The sequence below is a fragment of the Nostoc sp. ChiQUE02 genome, assembly GCF_034531305.2.
Taxonomy (GTDB): domain Bacteria; phylum Cyanobacteriota; class Cyanobacteriia; order Cyanobacteriales; family Nostocaceae; genus Nostoc.
In genome coordinates this window covers 65,740-82,712 of the sequence record NZ_JAVRBN020000012.1, presented here as the reverse complement: position 1 = coordinate 82,712, position 16,973 = coordinate 65,740, and the positions used below count along the sequence as shown (strand labels likewise).

General features: G+C 41.7%; 17 protein-coding genes. 14 read left to right on the top strand and 3 right to left on the bottom strand.

From position 1 onward, the window contains the following. Positions 1–20 precede the first annotated feature (20 nt). The 9 genes from RM347_RS15055 to pstB all read left to right on the top strand — a co-directional run bounded on the left by RM347_RS15055 (position 21) and on the right by pstB (position 10,162). Positions 21–1,610 carry a DHA2 family efflux MFS transporter permease subunit gene (locus tag RM347_RS15055; protein ID WP_322716683.1) on the top strand — a complete coding sequence of 530 codons (1,590 nt, stop codon included), beginning with the start codon at positions 21–23 and terminating at the stop codon, positions 1,608–1,610. Between the two features lie 753 nt (positions 1,611–2,363). Beyond that, the gene (gene cysH, locus RM347_RS15050) at positions 2,364–3,089 is read left to right on the top strand and encodes a phosphoadenosine phosphosulfate reductase (RefSeq protein WP_322716684.1); all 726 of its coding nucleotides are present in this window, start codon (positions 2,364–2,366) and stop codon (positions 3,087–3,089) included. A 68-nt stretch (positions 3,090–3,157) separates the two neighbouring features. Next, positions 3,158–4,411, top strand: a complete 1,254-nt coding sequence (locus RM347_RS15045) for an exonuclease SbcCD subunit D (protein ID WP_322716685.1) — start codon at positions 3,158–3,160, stop codon at positions 4,409–4,411. Between the two features lie 325 nt (positions 4,412–4,736). Next, the gene (locus RM347_RS15040; protein WP_322716686.1) at positions 4,737–4,874 is read left to right on the top strand and encodes a hypothetical protein; all 138 of its coding nucleotides are present in this window, start codon (positions 4,737–4,739) and stop codon (positions 4,872–4,874) included. 264 nt (positions 4,875–5,138) lie between these two features. After that, positions 5,139–6,296 carry a sulfate ABC transporter substrate-binding protein gene (locus RM347_RS15035; protein WP_322716687.1) on the top strand — a complete coding sequence of 386 codons (1,158 nt, stop codon included), beginning with the start codon at positions 5,139–5,141 and terminating at the stop codon, positions 6,294–6,296. Between the two features lie 88 nt (positions 6,297–6,384). Further along, the gene (locus RM347_RS15030) at positions 6,385–7,386 is read left to right on the top strand and encodes a PstS family phosphate ABC transporter substrate-binding protein (RefSeq protein WP_322716688.1); all 1,002 of its coding nucleotides are present in this window, start codon (positions 6,385–6,387) and stop codon (positions 7,384–7,386) included. Between the two features lie 49 nt (positions 7,387–7,435). Beyond that, positions 7,436–8,377, top strand: a complete 942-nt coding sequence (gene pstC, locus RM347_RS15025; protein ID WP_322716689.1) for a phosphate ABC transporter permease subunit PstC — start codon at positions 7,436–7,438, stop codon at positions 8,375–8,377. Between the two features lie 5 nt (positions 8,378–8,382). Beyond that, the gene (gene pstA / locus RM347_RS15020) at positions 8,383–9,282 is read left to right on the top strand and encodes a phosphate ABC transporter permease PstA (protein WP_322716690.1); all 900 of its coding nucleotides are present in this window, start codon (positions 8,383–8,385) and stop codon (positions 9,280–9,282) included. Positions 9,283–9,334: 52 nt separating this feature from the next. Beyond that, positions 9,335–10,162, top strand: a complete 828-nt coding sequence (pstB, locus tag RM347_RS15015) for a phosphate ABC transporter ATP-binding protein PstB (protein ID WP_322716691.1) — start codon at positions 9,335–9,337, stop codon at positions 10,160–10,162. Between the two features lie 212 nt (positions 10,163–10,374). Here the strand turns inward: pstB and RM347_RS15010 are convergent, their stop codons facing one another. Then, the gene (locus RM347_RS15010; protein WP_322716692.1) at positions 10,375–11,232 is read right to left on the bottom strand and encodes an Rpn family recombination-promoting nuclease/putative transposase; all 858 of its coding nucleotides are present in this window, start codon (positions 11,230–11,232) and stop codon (positions 10,375–10,377) included. A gap of 305 nt (positions 11,233–11,537) precedes the next feature. Between RM347_RS15010 and RM347_RS15005 the strand changes: the two genes are divergently transcribed. After that, positions 11,538–11,963 carry a hypothetical protein gene (locus tag RM347_RS15005; RefSeq protein ID WP_322716693.1) on the top strand — a complete coding sequence of 142 codons (426 nt, stop codon included), beginning with the start codon at positions 11,538–11,540 and terminating at the stop codon, positions 11,961–11,963. A 105-nt stretch (positions 11,964–12,068) separates the two neighbouring features. After that, positions 12,069–14,261, top strand: a complete 2,193-nt coding sequence (locus tag RM347_RS15000) for a single-stranded-DNA-specific exonuclease RecJ (protein WP_322716694.1) — start codon at positions 12,069–12,071, stop codon at positions 14,259–14,261. A gap of 78 nt (positions 14,262–14,339) precedes the next feature. Here RM347_RS15000 and psb30 read toward each other — a convergent pair whose 3' ends face one another. Further along, positions 14,340–14,474, bottom strand: coding sequence for a photosystem II reaction center protein Ycf12/Psb30 (psb30, locus tag RM347_RS14995; protein WP_199784655.1), 135 nt, complete (start codon positions 14,472–14,474; stop codon positions 14,340–14,342). 232 nt (positions 14,475–14,706) lie between these two features. On the opposite strand from psb30, the gene RM347_RS14990 reads away from it, so the two are divergent. From RM347_RS14990 to RM347_RS14980, 3 genes are all read left to right on the top strand, one after another. Further along, positions 14,707–15,057 carry a YkgJ family cysteine cluster protein gene (locus tag RM347_RS14990; RefSeq protein ID WP_322716695.1) on the top strand — a complete coding sequence of 117 codons (351 nt, stop codon included), beginning with the start codon at positions 14,707–14,709 and terminating at the stop codon, positions 15,055–15,057. Positions 15,058–15,158: 101 nt separating this feature from the next. After that, positions 15,159–15,590 (top strand): TMEM165/GDT1 family protein, encoded by a 432-nt coding sequence (locus RM347_RS14985; protein ID WP_322716696.1) that lies wholly within the window; start codon positions 15,159–15,161, stop codon positions 15,588–15,590. Between the two features lie 67 nt (positions 15,591–15,657). Continuing rightward, entirely contained in the window at positions 15,658–15,960 is a 303-nt protein-coding gene (locus RM347_RS14980; RefSeq protein WP_181928888.1) for a TMEM165/GDT1 family protein, read from the top strand. A 27-nt stretch (positions 15,961–15,987) separates the two neighbouring features. Here RM347_RS14980 and RM347_RS14975 read toward each other — a convergent pair whose 3' ends face one another. Next, entirely contained in the window at positions 15,988–16,914 is a 927-nt protein-coding gene (locus tag RM347_RS14975; RefSeq protein WP_322716697.1) for a cobalamin-binding protein, read from the bottom strand. Between the last annotated feature and the right edge of the window lie 59 nt (positions 16,915–16,973).

Below are 16,973 nucleotides of genomic sequence, written 5' to 3'. Positions count from 1 at the left end.
AATATTACTTGTGCTAAATAATGGCTACCAACATTAAACGTTCTAGTTTTGACCAATTTGGTTATGTCCACGGGCCATTGAAGTGGGCGATCGCTTTTACGGCTTCCCTTGGTGCAATCTTAGAAGTAATTGATACCAGTATTGTCAACGTTGCCCTGACAGATATCCAAGCCAGCCTTGGTGCAACTGTCAGTGAAGTGGGTTGGGTAGTAACTGGATATGCGATCGCAAATGTTGTCTTAATTCCCTTATCTGCATGGCTGGGAGATTACTTTGGACGCAAAACCTACTTTATTTTCTCGTTGATTGGCTTTACCCTGGCCTCGGTTTTATGCGGTTTGGCATTTAATTTACCAATGCTAGTTATTTCCCGAATTCTTCAAGGTTTGTGTGGTGGCGGATTGCTAGCTAAAGCCCAAGCGATTTTGTTCGAGACTTTTCCACCTGCTGAACAAGGTCTGGCACAGGCAGTTTTTGGAGTAGGTGTAATTGCCGGGCCAGCCATTGGCCCAACTTTAGGAGGATTCTTGGTAGATGGTTTAGGCTGGCGGTGGATTTTCTTTGTTAATATCCCCTTCGGGATCGTTGCAGTGGCAATGTCATTGGCATTTTTGCCAAAAGACAAAGACAAAAGTGAGACACAAAGCCAAGCCGTCGATTGGTTTGGGATCGGGTTTTTGGTTATTGCTATTGGCTGTATGCAAACTTTGTTAGAGGAAGGAGAGAAAGAAGACTGGTTTTCCTCCAGTTTCATCACCACGTTAGCGATCGCCAGTATTATCGGTTTGGGGTTGTTTATTTGGCGAGAAGTGAAAACAGATCACCCTGCTGTGGATTTGAGAGTTTTGCGTCACCGTTCTTTAGCTGCGGGAAGCGTTCTCTCAGCAGTGGTGGGTATGGGGCTTTATGGCACACTCTTTGCTGTGCCGATATTTGCTCAGAGTGTGCTGCACTTTACGGCAACGCAGACAGGACTATTGTTAGCGCCTGGTGCTTTAGCATCTGCGATCGTTATGGTTTTATTAGGCAAACTGTCTAGTAAAATTGATGCCCGATTTTTAATTGCAATGGGCGCTGTTGGATCATCTGGAGTCATGTTTCAACTAGCAGCAATTACCCCACAAACTGGCATAGATGATTTATTTTGGCCATTGGTATGGCGTGGGGCTTTTACTGTATTTATGTTTCTCCCTTTGAGTTTGGCAGTTTTAGGCCCCTTACCCAAACAGGATATTTCTGCTGGCTCTGGTTTCTACAACCTCACCCGACAACTGGGTGGTAGCATCGGCATTGCCCTACTCACCACTTTGCTTGACCGACGAGAAGCTTTTCATCGAGCCATCCTATTAGCAAAACTTAGTCCTTATGACCCAGAAACCAGTCAGCGCCTCGATGCACTCAACGGGGCACTCCAAGGTCAAGGCATGGATGCGACAACCGCTCAACAACAAGCACTAGCTTTATTAAGTCAAACAGTAGATACTCAAGCTGCGGTTTTGTCTTACGCAGATTGCTTTCGAGTGGTAGGGGTAGGGTTCCTTTGCTCATTACCTTTGTTGCTATTTCTGGGTAAAGGCGGTGCAGGAGCGAAAGCGCCAGTCGGTCACTAGGAGTAATAACGTGTTCGGGTAAAGACTTATCATTTAGACCGCAGGGGGCAAGGGGCAGGGAGCAGGGGGCAGGGAGCAGGGGGAAAGAGGCTTTTACGATTTTTGCACAGATGTGGTAATCATAAGTGATTAACCGGACTTGATATAAGGTAAATAGCGATCGCATCCCTATTTGAAATTCTCTGATTGCAAAACTACGTAAAAACACGGCTTCCAAATTATTTTCTGCCGCAATTCATAGAAGAAAGTTAATATACACGGATTTATCTGGATAATAAAAGTAAAAGCCCCACTCAGTTTTGAGCAGGACTATGTGAAGTCTTATTGCTAGAATTAGAAATCTTTATCTTAGAAAAAGTTCATTATTGTAATAATGCCAACGCTGGTTAACATCATTAAAGCGCCCATAATTATAGATTGGCCTAGTGGATTGCTGAATTTTGAATTGTTCATTTAAGTAAAATCCTTTTTATTAATTGTTCCTTAACCATATCAAAATCAGTATAAATATCTATATAACCATTGTAAAACTTAAATTACCGTAAAGTTTCTTAGTAAAAACTTCATTTGTACTGAGGTGCTAATTTTTACTTACAATGGGTTAATCTCCCGATCTCCCCACTCCCCATTCTCCAGTTCCACAATGTAGTAATTTCCGAACAGAATAATTACCTTATCTCCGAGCGGAATACGCGCCTTTATGGGGTAAAATAAATTTTAGTCAAGGTAAAAATATTTGAACAGAAGATTATCATGACAGTTTCCACGGCATCTAGAAACCAAACGATCGCTTTTGACTTAGAAAAATTAAATCAACAATTTGAAACTGCCACTCCCAAAGAAATACTGGCATGGTCTATAGAGAATATCCCAACGGGACTGGTGCAAACAAGCGCCTTTAACGTGGATGACATGATAATTACCCATATTCTTTACAGTGAACTGAAGCATCCCGTTCCTGTGATCTTTCTCGACACCTTGCACCACTTCCCTGAAAGCCTAGAGTTAGTAGCCAAAGCCATACAAATCTACAACCTGGATCTGCAAACTTTCAAAACTCCAGACCTAGACACCCGCGAAGCCTTTGAAGCCAAATATGGTGACAAACTTTGGGACAAGGATATTGCAAAATTCCACCACATTACAAAAATTGAACCACTGCTACGGGGTCTAGACGAACTCAACAGCGTCGCTTGGATCACTGGACGCCGCCGTGACCAAGCAGTAACCCGTGCGAATATGCCCATATTTGAATTAGATGGTAAAGGTCGGCTAAAAGTAAATCCTATCGCTACCTGGACACGCCAAGACAGTTGGGTTTACGTGGCTGAACATGGAGTCATCTACAACCCTCTACACGACAAAGGTTATCCCAGCATAGGCGACGAACCCATCACCACCAAAGTAGGGGAAGGCGAAGACGAACGCGCCGGACGTTGGCGGGGAAGTGATAAAACAGAATGTGGAATTCATATTTAGTCATTGGTCATTAGTCATTAGTCATTAGTATTAAACAAAGGACAAATGACTAAGGACTAAGGACAAATATGATTAAAATCCTCCATCTCTCCGACATCCACATGGGAAGCGGCTTCTCCCACGGACGAATTAATCCCGCGACTGGATTAAATACACGACTGGAGGATTTTGTCAATACCTTGTCTATATGTATTGACCGAGCGCTGACAGATGCTGTTGATATGGTGATATTTGGTGGCGATGCTTTCCCGGATGCTACACCACCGCCTTATGTACAACAAGCTTTTGCCAGCCAATTTCGTCGTCTCATGGATGCCAATATTCCAACAGTGCTGTTGGTAGGCAACCATGACCAACACTCCCAAGGACAGGGAGGCGCGAGTTTAAATATTTACCGCACTTTGGGAGTGCCAGGATTTGTTGTTGGTGACACATTAACTACTCACTGCATCGAAACCCGCAATGGTAAAGTGCAAGTAATTACCCTCCCTTGGCTGACCCGTTCCACGCTGATGACTCGCCAAGAGACTGAAGGTTTGTCTTTGGCGGAAGTCAACCAACTGTTAACAGAACGCCTGCGAGTTGTTCTAGAAGGGGAAGTTCGCCGTCTTGACCCCAATGTGCCAACTGTGCTTTTGGCTCACTTGATGTCTGACAATGCTACCTTGGGCGCAGAACGCTTTCTGGCAGTAGGTAAAGGCTTTACTCTACCCCTATCTTTGCTGACGCGACCTTGTTTTGATTATGTAGCGTTGGGACACGTCCACCGCCACCAGAACCTGAATAAATCCAACAAACCACCGGTGATTTATCCAGGGAGTATTGAGCGAGTAGATTTTAGTGAAGAAAAAGAAGACAAAGGCTATGTGATGCTGGAACTGGAGCGGGGGAAGGCTGAGTGGGAATTTTGTCCCTTAACAGTTCGGACTTTCCGCACCATTGAGGTGGATGTCTCAAAAGCAGATGAGCCGCAAGCGTTGTTAATGAAAGCGATCGCTAAGTATGATATTCAAGATGCTGTAGTGCGGCTAATTTACAAACTCCGCTCTGAACAGATGGATTTAATTGATAGTTCCTCTCTACATACTGCTTTAAGTCCTGCTCATACTTACACTATTCAAGCAGAATTAGTGAGTCAATTAGCTAGACCCCGCATTCCTGAATTGAGTGCAAGTAGCAGCATCGACCCAATGGAAGCGTTGAAAACTTACTTGAACAATCGCGAAGACCTCAAAGACATAGCAGTATCAATGATGGACGCAGCACAGAAGTTGCTAGCAGATGATGTGGAAGTCTGGCTGGAAGCAGCAACTAATGAATAGGATAAATGCCAATTATCTTTTCATGTTTTAGGTACAGCGTCTCATTAATTCGTGGCGAATTTTCTTTGAAAATACTCCGCGTACCTTTGCGTAACTTTGAGTTTAAAAACGCTACGATTTAATGCAAAGTTGGACTAAATATTACTAGATAACTCGTGAGAAATTTAGAATGGTTTTATGAGAGTTAATGATTTCAAATTTAGTGCTGACCGACTCTATGAAGGTATGAACATCAATGGGTTAAAGGTTTAACGCCCGCGACAATGGGCACGTTGAAAGCATTGGGGGCGATTGAAGACTCGGTGGTGTCAGAATTTGGAGTTTAATGTACTACTTGATCTCAGGTGCGATCGCATTTCAATTCCCATTATATTCTGATTCAGTAATGAGCGCGATCGCTAAATATCATATTCAAGATTCTGTGGTGCGGCTACTTTGTTTTCAAAACAGCTTTACAAGGTAAAAAAAGTCGACTTTCTCCTACTATTTGGTATTACTCATCACATATTATTTAGCAAAAATTATGTATGGATGCAATCAGATTTTTTCGCTTTCCAGCAGAAAAAAGCCGTTTTTTGAAATTCCTTGGTAAATCAGATTTTTTGCTACTATTGCTCACTTAGTAAAAAAAATTGAAGCCAGATGATAAATATTATTCTCTATACTCTATAATTCTCTTAATTACGGTATCCGTCTAGAAATACCGTAGATTTAGGGGTAAATTCTGATGAGCAAGTGGCAACAAGCGACACAATTAAGTAAATTCCTAAGTGAGGGGATGCAGGCTTATGTTATGAAAGCTTTGCAGAGCATAAAACTCTCCTATCAACACACAATTAGCAATTGGTTGAATGGAAAAGGTGTACAAAGCTTTGTAAGTCTGTTTTTAATAGGTATTTTTTTGAGTATAGCAGTTGCCTCCTGTTCTGGAAGCAGTTCAGCTAGCAAAAATGATGTTAAGTTAAAACTTGTTTCTTTCTCTGTCACCAAAGCCGCTCATGACCAGATAATTCCCAAATTTGTCGAAAAGTGGAAGCAAGAACATAACCAAAACGTTACATTTGAGCAAAGTTATGGTGGTTCTGGCGCTCAAACGGCTGCTGTCATTAACGGTTCGCAAGAAGCAGATATAGTACATTTGGCACTTCCCCTGGATGTCAACAAAATTCAGCAAGCAGGTTTGATTAAAACAGGTTGGGAAACCAAAGCTCCGAGAAGTGGTATCGTTAGTAGATCGGTTGCTGCGATCGTAACTCGCGAAGGTAACCCCAAAGGCATCCAGACTTGGGCAGACTTGGCAAAAGATGGCGTGAAAGTGATTGCAGCTAACCCAAAAACTTCTGGTATTGCTATCTGGGAATTCTTAGCTTTCTGGGGTTCGGTAACTCTAACAGGCGGTGATGAGGCGACAGCGCTAGATTATGTCACCAAAGTTTATAAAAACACCCCTATTTTAACGAAAGATGCCCGTGAGGCTAGCGATTTATTCTTCCAAAAAGGTGAGGGAGATGTCTTAATTAACTACGAAAATGAAGTAATTTTGGCGGGGAAAAATGGGACGAAGTTGCCTTATGTTGTACCCCAAGTCAATATTTCCATTGATAATCCTGTAGCGGTAGTCGATAAAAACGTTGATAAACACCGTACTAGAGAAGTTGCACAAGCATTTGTTGATTTTCTTTACTCAACAGAAGCTCAACGGGAATTTGCAAAATTACAATATCGTCCTGTTAACCCCACTGTAACCCAAGAAGTAGCATCACAACATCCGCCAATTAAAACTTTATTCACATCTCAAGATTTAGGTGGTTGGGAGATTATCCAGAAAAAGTTTTTTGGAGATGGGGCAATTTTTGACAAAGTTCAAGCTGCGAGCAAAGCATGATATCTCTTTTTTTCATGCCACATTCTCTACAGTTTGCAAATAGCCAAGTATAAGGAATTCTCAGTCACTTTATCTCAATTGATAATTTATGAGCTTTCGTAGCCGATTTCAGAATAGCTTTTTTATAACATCTTTAATGCTTATTACCAGCAGCATTACTGCTTGTAACAGCGGACAAGAATTGAAAAGTCAGGTGAGTATTGATGGTGCTGCTGTTGGGTTTCCTGTTTCTTTAGCAGTCGCAGAAGAATACGGCAGAAGTAAGCCTGAAGCTAAAGTTAGTGTGGCCTCAAGTGGTACTGGTGGTGGTTTCAGTAAATTTTGTAATGGCGATATTGATATAGCTGGTGCTTCTCGTACTATTCGAGATGAAGAAATCAAAAAATGTAAAAGTAAGAATATTGAATTTGTCGAGTTGCCTATAGCTTTAGACGGCATCGCCGTGATTGCTAACCGTCAAAATAACTTCGCCAAATGTCTAACTATTAAGGAACTTGGCAAAATTTGGGGTGCTAAATCAGATGGTAAAATCTTGACTTGGAATCAAGTGAATCCCAAATTCCCCAACCAAAAACTGAAGCTCTATGCTCCAGCTTCTGATACTGGAACATTTGATTATATGACTCAAGCTGTTACTGGCAAAGCCAAGAATGGCCGTACAGATTACACTCCTAGTCACAATCAAAACCTTCTGGTACAAGGTGTGTCAGGTGATGTATCAGCCTTGGGTTACGTCGGGATATCTTATTACATTCAAAATCAGGAAAAACTCAATTTAGTTGCTGTAGAAAGTCCTACAGGAAAATGTGAAAAACCAGTTCCTGTGGATAATGTCATCAAAAATATCTACACACCTTTATCTCGACCTCTGTTCATCTATGTCAGTAAAAAGTCCTTAGATACAAAGCCAGCAGTCAAAGAATTTGTAGATTTTTATCTAGAAAATTCTTGGAAGTGGGTAGATAGTGTTGGTTATGTGGCATTACCTGATGAAGCTTATGTCAAGGTCAAACAAAAATTTGCTACTGGTGAAACTGGGACAAAATTCAAAAAAGCAAAGCCAGGCGAACCAATCACAAACTTTATTTAAATAAAGTCACAGCCATTGTAGTCTGAGTGTAGTTAAAACTTAATTGTTTATGCAAAACCTCAATTCTCAAGATGATCCTTATCTACTATCTAGACAGTCACTGGATAAAAATCCATCTGAAGATATTTCTGAAAAGATTGTTGCCGTAATTTTATTTGCTTGTGCTTTAGTTTCGGTTTTGACTACTTTTGGTATTGTCGTAATTATCTTTCAGGAGGCATTTGGTTTTTTCCAAGAAGTTTCCTTTGCCCAATTCTTTCTTGATACTAAATGGACACCTCTATTTGCAGATAGACATTTTGGCATTTGGCCCTTAATTAATGGCACTTTTTTAACTACAGCTATTGCAATGGCAGTTGCTATTCCTTTGGGTTTATCTTCTGCCATTTATTTGAGTGAGTATGCTGAACCCAAAGTAGCAGCAATTTTACGTCCAGCAGTAGAACTTTTGGCAGGAATACCAACAGTAGTATATGGTTACTTTGCGCTGTTGTTTGTCACACCGTTGCTACGGAATTTTATCCCTGTGGAAATATTCAACGCCTTGAGTGCAGGGTTAATGATGGGGGTAATGATTACTCCTACTGTTGGTTCTATCAGCTTAGATGCTATTCGAGCGGTTCCACGCTCCTTGCGAGAAGGATCTTATGCTTTAGGTATCACTAAACTAGAAACCATTTTTAAAGTAGTTCTCCCAGCCGCGCTTTCTGGAATCATCGCCTCGATTATATTGGGCATTTCTCGCGCTGTGGGTGAAACAATGACTGTTCTTATCGCCGCCGGACAGCAGCCCAAACTAACTATTAACTTTGCGGAATCAGTAGAAACGATGACAGCTTACATGGCACAAATTTCTGGGGGAGATAGTCCGCGTGGTAGTCTCAATTTCCAGACATTATATGCTGTGGGCGCTGTTTTATTTCTACTTACCCTAGCTTTGAATATTGTTAGTTACTGGGTTGCTAATCGCTTTAAAGAAAAATACGAGTAATAGGTATGGTTACAAGTTATCAACAAGATGATTCTTTAAATTCTACGGCAGAATTTACCGATAATGTTGAAAGTAGAGAGACATTAGGGAAAGTATTTGAAGTACTTTTTTTGTTAGGATTACTGATTGGTTTATTTATCCTAGCATTGCTACTTTTTGATATTTTTCGAGACGGATTAGGCAGATTTTTATCACCCGGCTTTCTTACGGATACTCCTTCTCGTTTTCCTGACCAAGGTGGTATTCGTCCTGCAATTATCAGCAGCGTTCTTTTAGGAACTGTTGTAATTTTGGTTACTGTACCCATTGGCGTTGGAGCAGCTTTATATCTAGAAGAGTATGCACCTAAAGCTTGGTGGACAGCGATTATTGAGATTAATATCAGTAATCTGGCGGGTGTACCTTCTATTGTTTATGGATTGCTGGGTTTAGGAGTTTTCAACTATCTGCTTGGGTTTGGCCCCGCTTTGATTTCTGGTGCATTGACTTTATCTTTGTTGTCTTTACCAGTAATTATTGTGACAGCTAGAGAAGCAATTCGCGCTGTACCAGATTCTCTGAGAAATGCTTCTTACGGCTTAGGTGTCACCAAATGGCAAACTATCAGCAGTCACGTTTTACCTTATGCTATTCCCGGTATTTTGACTGGGGTAATTATCTCTGTATCCCGTGCTATTGGTGATGCAGCATCTCTAATTGTTGTTGGTGCTGTGGGTTTTCTCACCTTTGACCCTGGTTTGTTCCAGAGATTTATGGCATTACCCATTCAAATTTACAGTTACATCACTCGTCCTGAACCAGGTTTTGCTGATGCAGCCGCAGCAACAATTATTGCGTTGTTACTCTTGATTTTAGTTTTAAATGGAGTAGCAATTTATATCAGACAACGCTTCTCAGTACGTTAGGTAATTAAATATCTAATTGGATACATTCACAGATATTAGGAGATACGCTTTCATGACTTATAGCAATAGTAGAAGTAAATCAGATAGTGCCACAATCGACCAAGATAATGGCGTCTTTAATGTTGAAGGTGTGAAGGTCTACTATGGGGGATTTTTGGCACTTTTAGATGTTTATCTAAAGATTCCTGATAAACAAATTGTTGCTTTTATTGGGCCTTCAGGATGTGGTAAAAGCACCTTACTGCGTTGCTTCAACCGCATGAATGATTTAATCCCTGGAGCGAAGGTAGAGGGTAGACTGAATTACCGCGGTCGCAACATTTACGATCCGAAGATAAATTCTGTAAAATTACGCCGTCAAGTCGGAATGGTTTTTCAAAGACCGAATCCTTTCCCCAAGTCCATATACGAAAATATTTCCTTTGGGCCGCGTGCTAACGGTTATAAAGGTAACATCGATGAATTGGTGGAAGATTCCCTCAGACGCGCTGCTATCTGGGATGAAGTCAAAGACAAACTCAAAGAGAAGGGAACTGCATTATCTGGCGGACAACAGCAACGGCTTTGTATTGCCCGTGCGATCGCAATGAAGCCAGATGTATTATTAATGGATGAACCATGTTCTGCTCTCGACCCAATTTCTAGCCGCCAAGTAGAAGAACTCTGCTTAGAACTCAAGGAGCAATACACCATCATCATGGTGACTCACAATATGCAGCAAGCTTCTAGAGTGGCAGATTTCACCGCTTTCTTCAATACAGAAATTGATGAGCATGGCAAACGTCGTGGCAAATTAGTTGAGTTTAATCCTACCGCGCAAATGTTCAGTTCACCTCAAACCAAAGAAGCCGAGGATTATATCAGTGGACGCTTCGGTTAAAGAGGCATCACAGCAGAAGGGGAAAGGTAAAAGCCAAGTTCAGTTATGAACGACTATTATCAAAACCTTTCCCTTTCCTCTAAATCTAGTCAACTCAATGTCCCCTTAAAAAATCCTTCTGTCTACTGGAATTTATACCTGGAAACAAATCACCCAACTTTTGCAGTCTGCTAATTCTTTACAATTTATATCTGAGTTTTACCTAACTTTGATTACAAAATATCCTGCAATTCTTCGATTGTATTTGCCACAACAATGTTACGTAAAATTTCTTTCAAAGGCTCTAAATCAGAAATTTGGTCTATTTGCGATATTAATTCTAAACCATCGCTGCCAAATTTCACCTCTAAACTCATTTCAATGTTAGATAAAATTTCCTCTCGCCGTCCGCGTTCTTCACCGATGCGTATACCACGCTGTTCAATTTCTTGATACCAAGGCGACTCACGTAACACAGCCATATCCCACCTCATAATCTCCTGAACTAACGTACTCTCTAGCACAAACGTAGCAAAAAAGGGCAGTACCGTCTCCAGTTGATTTAACTGTTCATCAGCACGCAAAATTCGCAGTGCTTCTCTAATTGTAGACTCGTTCTCCCCGCCTTGAAGAATCGGTACAAACGGCAGCAACGAGGGTAATGGTTGCTCAAAGACAATTTTTACATCAACCTCCCACAAATTAATCACACGATAATCTTGACGTGCTTGTAAACCAGCAATATTTGATGCAAATCTATTAGGTATTTCCTCATCACCAATTTTCAAAATATTAATTAATACTGGGTAAGTTGGTAACTTATATTTCTCTTCCGCCAGGGCTGTATACGCACGCATCCGTCGCGGCATTTCTGATGAAGGACGCAATTGTAATTCGTTGAGAACCAAAAATTCACCGTACTGTTTACTTTCAACACGAATTAAAACATCACTTTCTCTGCTAATCCACTGAAATTCTGAATTGAGAATTTCTCCAACCACAATATCGGAAATCTGTGTTACCCATTTCACCCAGTTATCGGGTGCAAGACTAATTAACTTTTTGGTGCTGACATCTGCGGGTTTTGCCATCCTATAGCTAATTCTTTAATACTTGCCTTTTACTATTTTGGGTGAGAACAGGTTTATCTTAGACAAGTTTTACCAACACTAAAAGATTTTCGGCGTTGCATAATTGTGGGATGATTTTGAAATTTACATAGAAAATAATGACCGTGTCTGTGCGTCAGCCTTAATCATCCCCTTATTCAGCAACGCCAGATTTTCTTTATCTCTGCAACTTGCCCATTAACAGTTCTGTAATTCTGGAAAATATGCTGAGGCTTGACAGTACTTAATTAAAGTAAAATTTCAGTTTAGTACTTATACTGTGTATTATGTTTAAGCCTCTGTCATTTGCTTTAGTTGCAGCTACCGTTTTAGTTGCATCAATCAATAATCCCAGTGCTACCTTAGCTCGAACTTGTGCCTCTAAGTGTGGGTCGCACCCAATTCAGTTTACACCTGGGCAACATATCCGGGTTGAAGTCGTAAATAGCACACCCAACCTGATAAAAATCCAAAAACCCTCTGGGACTGATGCAATATCCCTGAGTCCAGGGCAGAAATTGAGTTTAGAAGAAATAGAGGGTACGGAGCCAAATACATCTCTGATATTTTGGAGCGAAACGGGTTTATCACTACAAGCAATTGTCTCGAAACCTAACTTTGGCACATTGCGACTGGAACTCCGTCCGACTTGGCGCTCTCCTGGCGATCGCTCTTTGTACATCATGGATGATGGTAGAATAAACGTGTTTTAGATAGCAAATAATGTTATTAGTTATGAGTTAAGAAACAACTTTGAATTCAACACTCATAACAGACGCGATTAATCGCGTCTCTACTCCTAACTCCTAACTTGTATTGTGCTAGACCGACCTGTACCTGAATTATCAAAGCCTCGCAGGCGCTTACCCAATCAGCGCTGGCAAATTTATCCACAAAAACCAGAATTTGCCCAAAATTTGGCAGCTTTGACAAATCTTTCACCCATTGTCAGCCAGTTGTTGATTAATCGGGGTATGGAAACACCAGAACAGGCGCAAGCATTTTTAGATCCAGAGTCTTTAGTTTTGCCTTCGCCGTTGGAAGATTTCCCAGATTTGGCGATTAGTTTGGAGTTGTTGCAAAATGCGATCGCTTCTCAAACAAAAATTGCTATTTGTGGTGATTACGATGCTGATGGAATGACCAGCACTGCTCTACTTTTACGTAGTCTCCGCACTTTAGGTGCACAAGTAGATTATGCTATTCCCAGCCGAATGCATGAAGGCTACGGTATTAATAAACGCATAGTTGAAGAATTTCACAGCGAAGGTGTAGGACTAATTCTCACTGTCGATAATGGCATCTCTGCGTTTGAACCAGTTGCTAGAGCTAGAGAACTTGGCCTTGTAGTTATTATCACCGACCATCATGATATTCCTCAAAAATTACCCCCAGCTAATGCGATCCTCAACCCTAAACTAATAGCAGAATCCTCACCCTATCGAGGTGTTGCTGGTGTTGGTGTAGCATACATTTTGGCAGTGTCTCTAGCACAACAGCTAGGGGAAACTAAGGGCTTAATTAAACCGATGTTAGCACTGTTTACACTGGGAACGATCGCAGATTTAGCTCCCTTAACTGGGGTAAATCGCCGCTGGGTGAAACGTGGTTTACAGCATTTACCCAAATCTAACTTAGCTGGGATACAGGCGTTAATTCAAGTAGGTGGTGTGCAGGCGAGGGGAGATGAGGGAGCAGGGGAGCAGGGGAGCAGGGGAGCAGGGGAGCAGGGGAGCAGGGGAGCAGAGGAGAAAATTCCTAATACTTCTCTACGAGAGGCTACGCCAACGACTTCGCTCAGTACAAGTCCAAAATCCAAAATTCAAAATCCAAAATCTCTAAAGCCTGAAGATATCGGGTTTCGCTTGGGGCCGCGAATTAATGCTATCGGTCGAATTGGTAATCCCCAGACTGTGATTGAATTGCTGACTACAGATGATATGGGGGTGGCGCTGGAAAGAGCAATGCAGTGCGAACAAATCAACGCTTCTCGCCAAGAGATGTGTCAGCAAATTGAACAAGAAGCGATCGCTTATGTGGAGGCAGAATTTGTTACATCTCTACAAAAAGACCGTGTATTAATTGTTGTTCAACCCAATTGGCATCATGGCGTTATTGGGATTGTCGCCTCCCGCCTGGTGGAACGCTACGGTGTTCCCGTGTTCATCGGGACTTATGAAGATGAGAGACATATACGTGGTTCTGCACGTTCAATTCCAGAGTTTCATGTGTTTGAAGCTTTAGAATATTGTCACGATTTACTAGGAAAATTTGGCGGACACAAAGCCGCCGGGGGATTCTCTCTACCAGCAGAGAATTTACAGGTGTTGCGATCGCGTTTGATTGAGTTTGCTAACCAGTGTCTTGAACCCCAGCATCTCAAGCCTCTGCTCAAAATTGATGCCGAAGTCAACCTCGATCATATCAATCAGCAGCTTTACCAACAGCTTAATGCTCTACACCCCTGTGGTATGGATAACCCCGATCCAGTTTTCTGGACACCTAGTGTCCAAGTGGTTGAGCAAAAAATTGTTGGTAAGGGTCATATTAAACTGACAATTGCCCAAACTATCGATAATCAAGAGTACAGAATTAAAGCGATCGCTTGGCGTTGGGGTGACTACTTCCGCTTACCGCCGCGAGTGGATGTAGCCTACAAACTGCGAGAAAATTATTTTAACGGTAATACCACTATCGAGCTAGAGCTAATAGGAGTCAGACTGCCAATTCAGCTTCAACAATTTTTTGTTTCGCCACCTACCCCGTCAAGCACCACTTTTGAATACAACCAGCGACAGTATACTTGTGGTTTCTATAAAAACGGTATTGAAGCAGAATTAAGAATCAAAAATTCTGAAGGCAAAGTCTTAGCCATGCAGCCAGGACATATAATCGGTTTACTGGGCACTAATCGTCAAAACGCCAAAGAAGTTGATATCTCTCGGCCACAGTATGACTGTATTATTCAAGCTGCCCTTCAGGCGTTATCAGTACTGAGTGCTGAGTTATGAGTTATGAGTTATGAATTCTTAATTAACTTCTCACTCTTAACTCTTAACTGTTAACTCCTTAGTCAGCACTCAGCACTCTTATAGGTTACCGTTGCGAAATGCCAGCAAAAAGATTACCACTGGCCCAGCAATCACAATTAGCGCCACGGACAGCAATTGGAAAATAACTTCCCAATTGATACTGGTAAAAGCGTTAAACAAAGAGTCAAACATTTTTCCTTTTCTCCTCCCAATAGTCTTAAAAAATTCAATAACTTAATTAGAAAACCCGAAATCGATCATATCTGGCTATGGCCTGTTAGATTTAATTTACTTAACAAAATTATAAGAAAAGACATAAAAACGTAAAATACTAAAATGGGGCATTGGGCATTGATTATTAATTTATTCTCCCTGCTCCCTGCTCCCTGCTCCCTGCTCCCCAATCCCCAATCCCTTATTCAAAATGGCAACTTGGCAATGTGTAAAGCAATGTGGAGCCTGCTGTAATCTCGATCCAGCAGATCGTCCAGATTTGGATGAGTATCTCTCTCCACCAGAACTAGAACTCTACCTCAGCATGGTAGGCGAAGGCGGATGGTGCGTTAATTTCGACCATACCACGCGCGAATGTCGCATCTACTCAGATCGTCCTCGTTTCTGCCGCGTGGAATCAGAGGTTTTTCAAGATATGTATGGGGTTGAACCTGAAGAAGTCAACGATTTTGCTATTGACTGTTGTCGCCAGCAAATAGAGGGAGTGTATGGCGATCGCAGTCTGGAAATACTACGCTTCAATAAAGCTGTGGGGCTGTGACACTCCCAATACTAGTTTTAGTCTGTGTAGTTGCAATTTATTACAATAATCTGAGAATATGATAGAAATATGAAAGCAACCTAGCAACAAAACTACTGCCTGTGAAACTTGACTCTGCTCCTTTGGACATTTCTGGCATATCTGAGACTGAGATTGAGCTAGAACTGAAAGACAGTACTGATTTTAACTTAACGCCTGCGATCGTTGAGCCAGTTCAGCCTGGAGTTGCCGATAGTCCTCAAAAGCAGCAATCAGCACTAGTAGTTTTTGGTACAACTTTTGTAACCATTTTTCTAGCAGAAATTGGAGATAAAACTCAGCTATCCACTCTGTTAATGAGTGCAGAATCACATTCGCCGTGGGTGGTATTTATCGGATCTGCGGCGGCACTCATAACCACGAGTTTATTAGGTGTACTTTTAGGCAGTTGGATAGCTAGCAGACTCAGCCCTAAAACTGTAGAAAAATCAGCAGGTGTGATGTTATTGATGATTTCCCTAATGCTATTTTGGGATGTATTTATTGGTCATTAGTCATTAGTCATTGGTCATTGGTCATTAATCTCTCCCACTCCTCATTCCCCACTTACCCATAAATAATATGGATTGGCATCTTTTAGGACTGAGCTTTATTACAGTTTTTTTATCAGAATTGGGTGACAAAAGTCAGCTAGCGGCGATCGCACTTTCAGGGCGTTGTAATTCTCCGCGTGCAGTATTTTTCGGTGCAGCAGGCGCATTGCTGTTGACAAGCCTATTGGGATCGTTAGCAGGGGGTGCAGTAGCAGAATTATTACCTACACGCGTGTTAAAAGCGATCGCTGCTGTGGGATTTGCCATCCTCGCTGCACGCCTGCTGTTATTTAACAATGAACCATCAGCAGATTCTGAACAAACGCCATAACCAAATCACCTGGATTGAAACCAGGTATTACAAAGGTTCCCAACCAGTTCCTTTGTAGCCGTATTGAAAAATTTCTGGATGCAAGATTTCTGCCAAAATTTCTAGAGAATCTACCAGTCGAGGCCCTGGACGATTGAAATAAGAATTGCCATCAGTGATGTAGACCCTACCAGCTTTGGTTGCGTGCAGTTTTTCCCACTCTGAACGTTGAGTTAACAAATTGGCTTCTTGGCGAGTGCGATTTAAATCAAAGCCACAAGGCATAAAAACAATTACATCTGGATTAGTTGTTAATAGCGTTTCCCACGGCAAGATAGGAGAAGGCTGACCTGTAACACAAAATAGAGACTGTCCTCCCGCTAAGTTAACTAATTCAGGAATCCAATTAGCAGCAACCATCAAAGGATCAGTCCACTCGATACAGGCGACAGTAGGCAGTTCATTTAAAGAAAGTCCTTGGATTCTTTGCTGACAAATTTTGACGCGAGCTTCTAAATTTTCTATGACTTTTACCGAGTCTACGCCAAAGGTGTTGCCGACTCGCTCAATGTCAGCCCACATATCCTGGAGAATATTGGGTTGTAGAGAAATAATCTCGGGTTTGCTGTCAATAAGTGTGGCAACAGCCTTTTCAACTTCGTGTAAGCTGACAGCACAAACATCACACTGGTCTTGAGTGAGAATATGGGTAGGCTGCAACTGCTCTAAAACATTTGTTTTGATTTGATAAATACTAAGAGCAGATTGCAATAAATTGTTCACTTCATCGTTAATTTGGCTGCTAGAGGCATTGGAATTTAAGCGTGCTTGGGTACAAATAGGGCGATTGTGGATTTCTGGAGGGTAATCGCATTCGTGCGATCGCCCCACAATAGCATCAACTAACCCTAGTGTCGCTAAAATTTCTGTTCCACCGGGAATCAAGGAAACAATTCTCACATTACTATCCGTCATCGCTCCACCTCCACAAAAGCTGCCATTTACTTAATTCTTGCAAAATTTAAGTCTTTAGG

What these genes read in the sequence shown, in the direction of transcription:
- RM347_RS14975 (WP_322716697.1), bottom strand. Translation starts at nt 16,914, where the DNA reads ATGACGGATAGTAATGTGAGAATTGTTTCCTTGATTCCCGGTGGAACA.
- RM347_RS15045 (WP_322716685.1), top strand. Translation starts at nt 3,158, where the DNA reads ATGATTAAAATCCTCCATCTCTCCGACATCCACATGGGAAGCGGCTTC.
- RM347_RS14980 (WP_181928888.1), top strand. Translation starts at nt 15,658, where the DNA reads ATGGATTGGCATCTTTTAGGACTGAGCTTTATTACAGTTTTTTTATCA.
- RM347_RS15035 (WP_322716687.1), top strand. Translation starts at nt 5,139, where the DNA reads ATGAGCAAGTGGCAACAAGCGACACAATTAAGTAAATTCCTAAGTGAG.
- RM347_RS14990 (WP_322716695.1), top strand. Translation starts at nt 14,707, where the DNA reads ATGGCAACTTGGCAATGTGTAAAGCAATGTGGAGCCTGCTGTAATCTC.
- RM347_RS15030 (WP_322716688.1), top strand. Translation starts at nt 6,385, where the DNA reads ATGAGCTTTCGTAGCCGATTTCAGAATAGCTTTTTTATAACATCTTTA.
- psb30 (WP_199784655.1), bottom strand. Translation starts at nt 14,474, where the DNA reads ATGTTTGACTCTTTGTTTAACGCTTTTACCAGTATCAATTGGGAAGTT.
- RM347_RS15010 (WP_322716692.1), bottom strand. Translation starts at nt 11,232, where the DNA reads ATGGCAAAACCCGCAGATGTCAGCACCAAAAAGTTAATTAGTCTTGCA.
- RM347_RS15005 (WP_322716693.1), top strand. Translation starts at nt 11,538, where the DNA reads ATGTTTAAGCCTCTGTCATTTGCTTTAGTTGCAGCTACCGTTTTAGTT.
- cysH (WP_322716684.1), top strand. Translation starts at nt 2,364, where the DNA reads ATGACAGTTTCCACGGCATCTAGAAACCAAACGATCGCTTTTGACTTA.
- pstB (WP_322716691.1), top strand. Translation starts at nt 9,335, where the DNA reads ATGACTTATAGCAATAGTAGAAGTAAATCAGATAGTGCCACAATCGAC.
- RM347_RS15040 (WP_322716686.1), top strand. Translation starts at nt 4,737, where the DNA reads ATGTACTACTTGATCTCAGGTGCGATCGCATTTCAATTCCCATTATAT.
- pstA (WP_322716690.1), top strand. Translation starts at nt 8,383, where the DNA reads ATGGTTACAAGTTATCAACAAGATGATTCTTTAAATTCTACGGCAGAA.
- pstC (WP_322716689.1), top strand. Translation starts at nt 7,436, where the DNA reads ATGCAAAACCTCAATTCTCAAGATGATCCTTATCTACTATCTAGACAG.
- RM347_RS15055 (WP_322716683.1), top strand. Translation starts at nt 21, where the DNA reads ATGGCTACCAACATTAAACGTTCTAGTTTTGACCAATTTGGTTATGTC.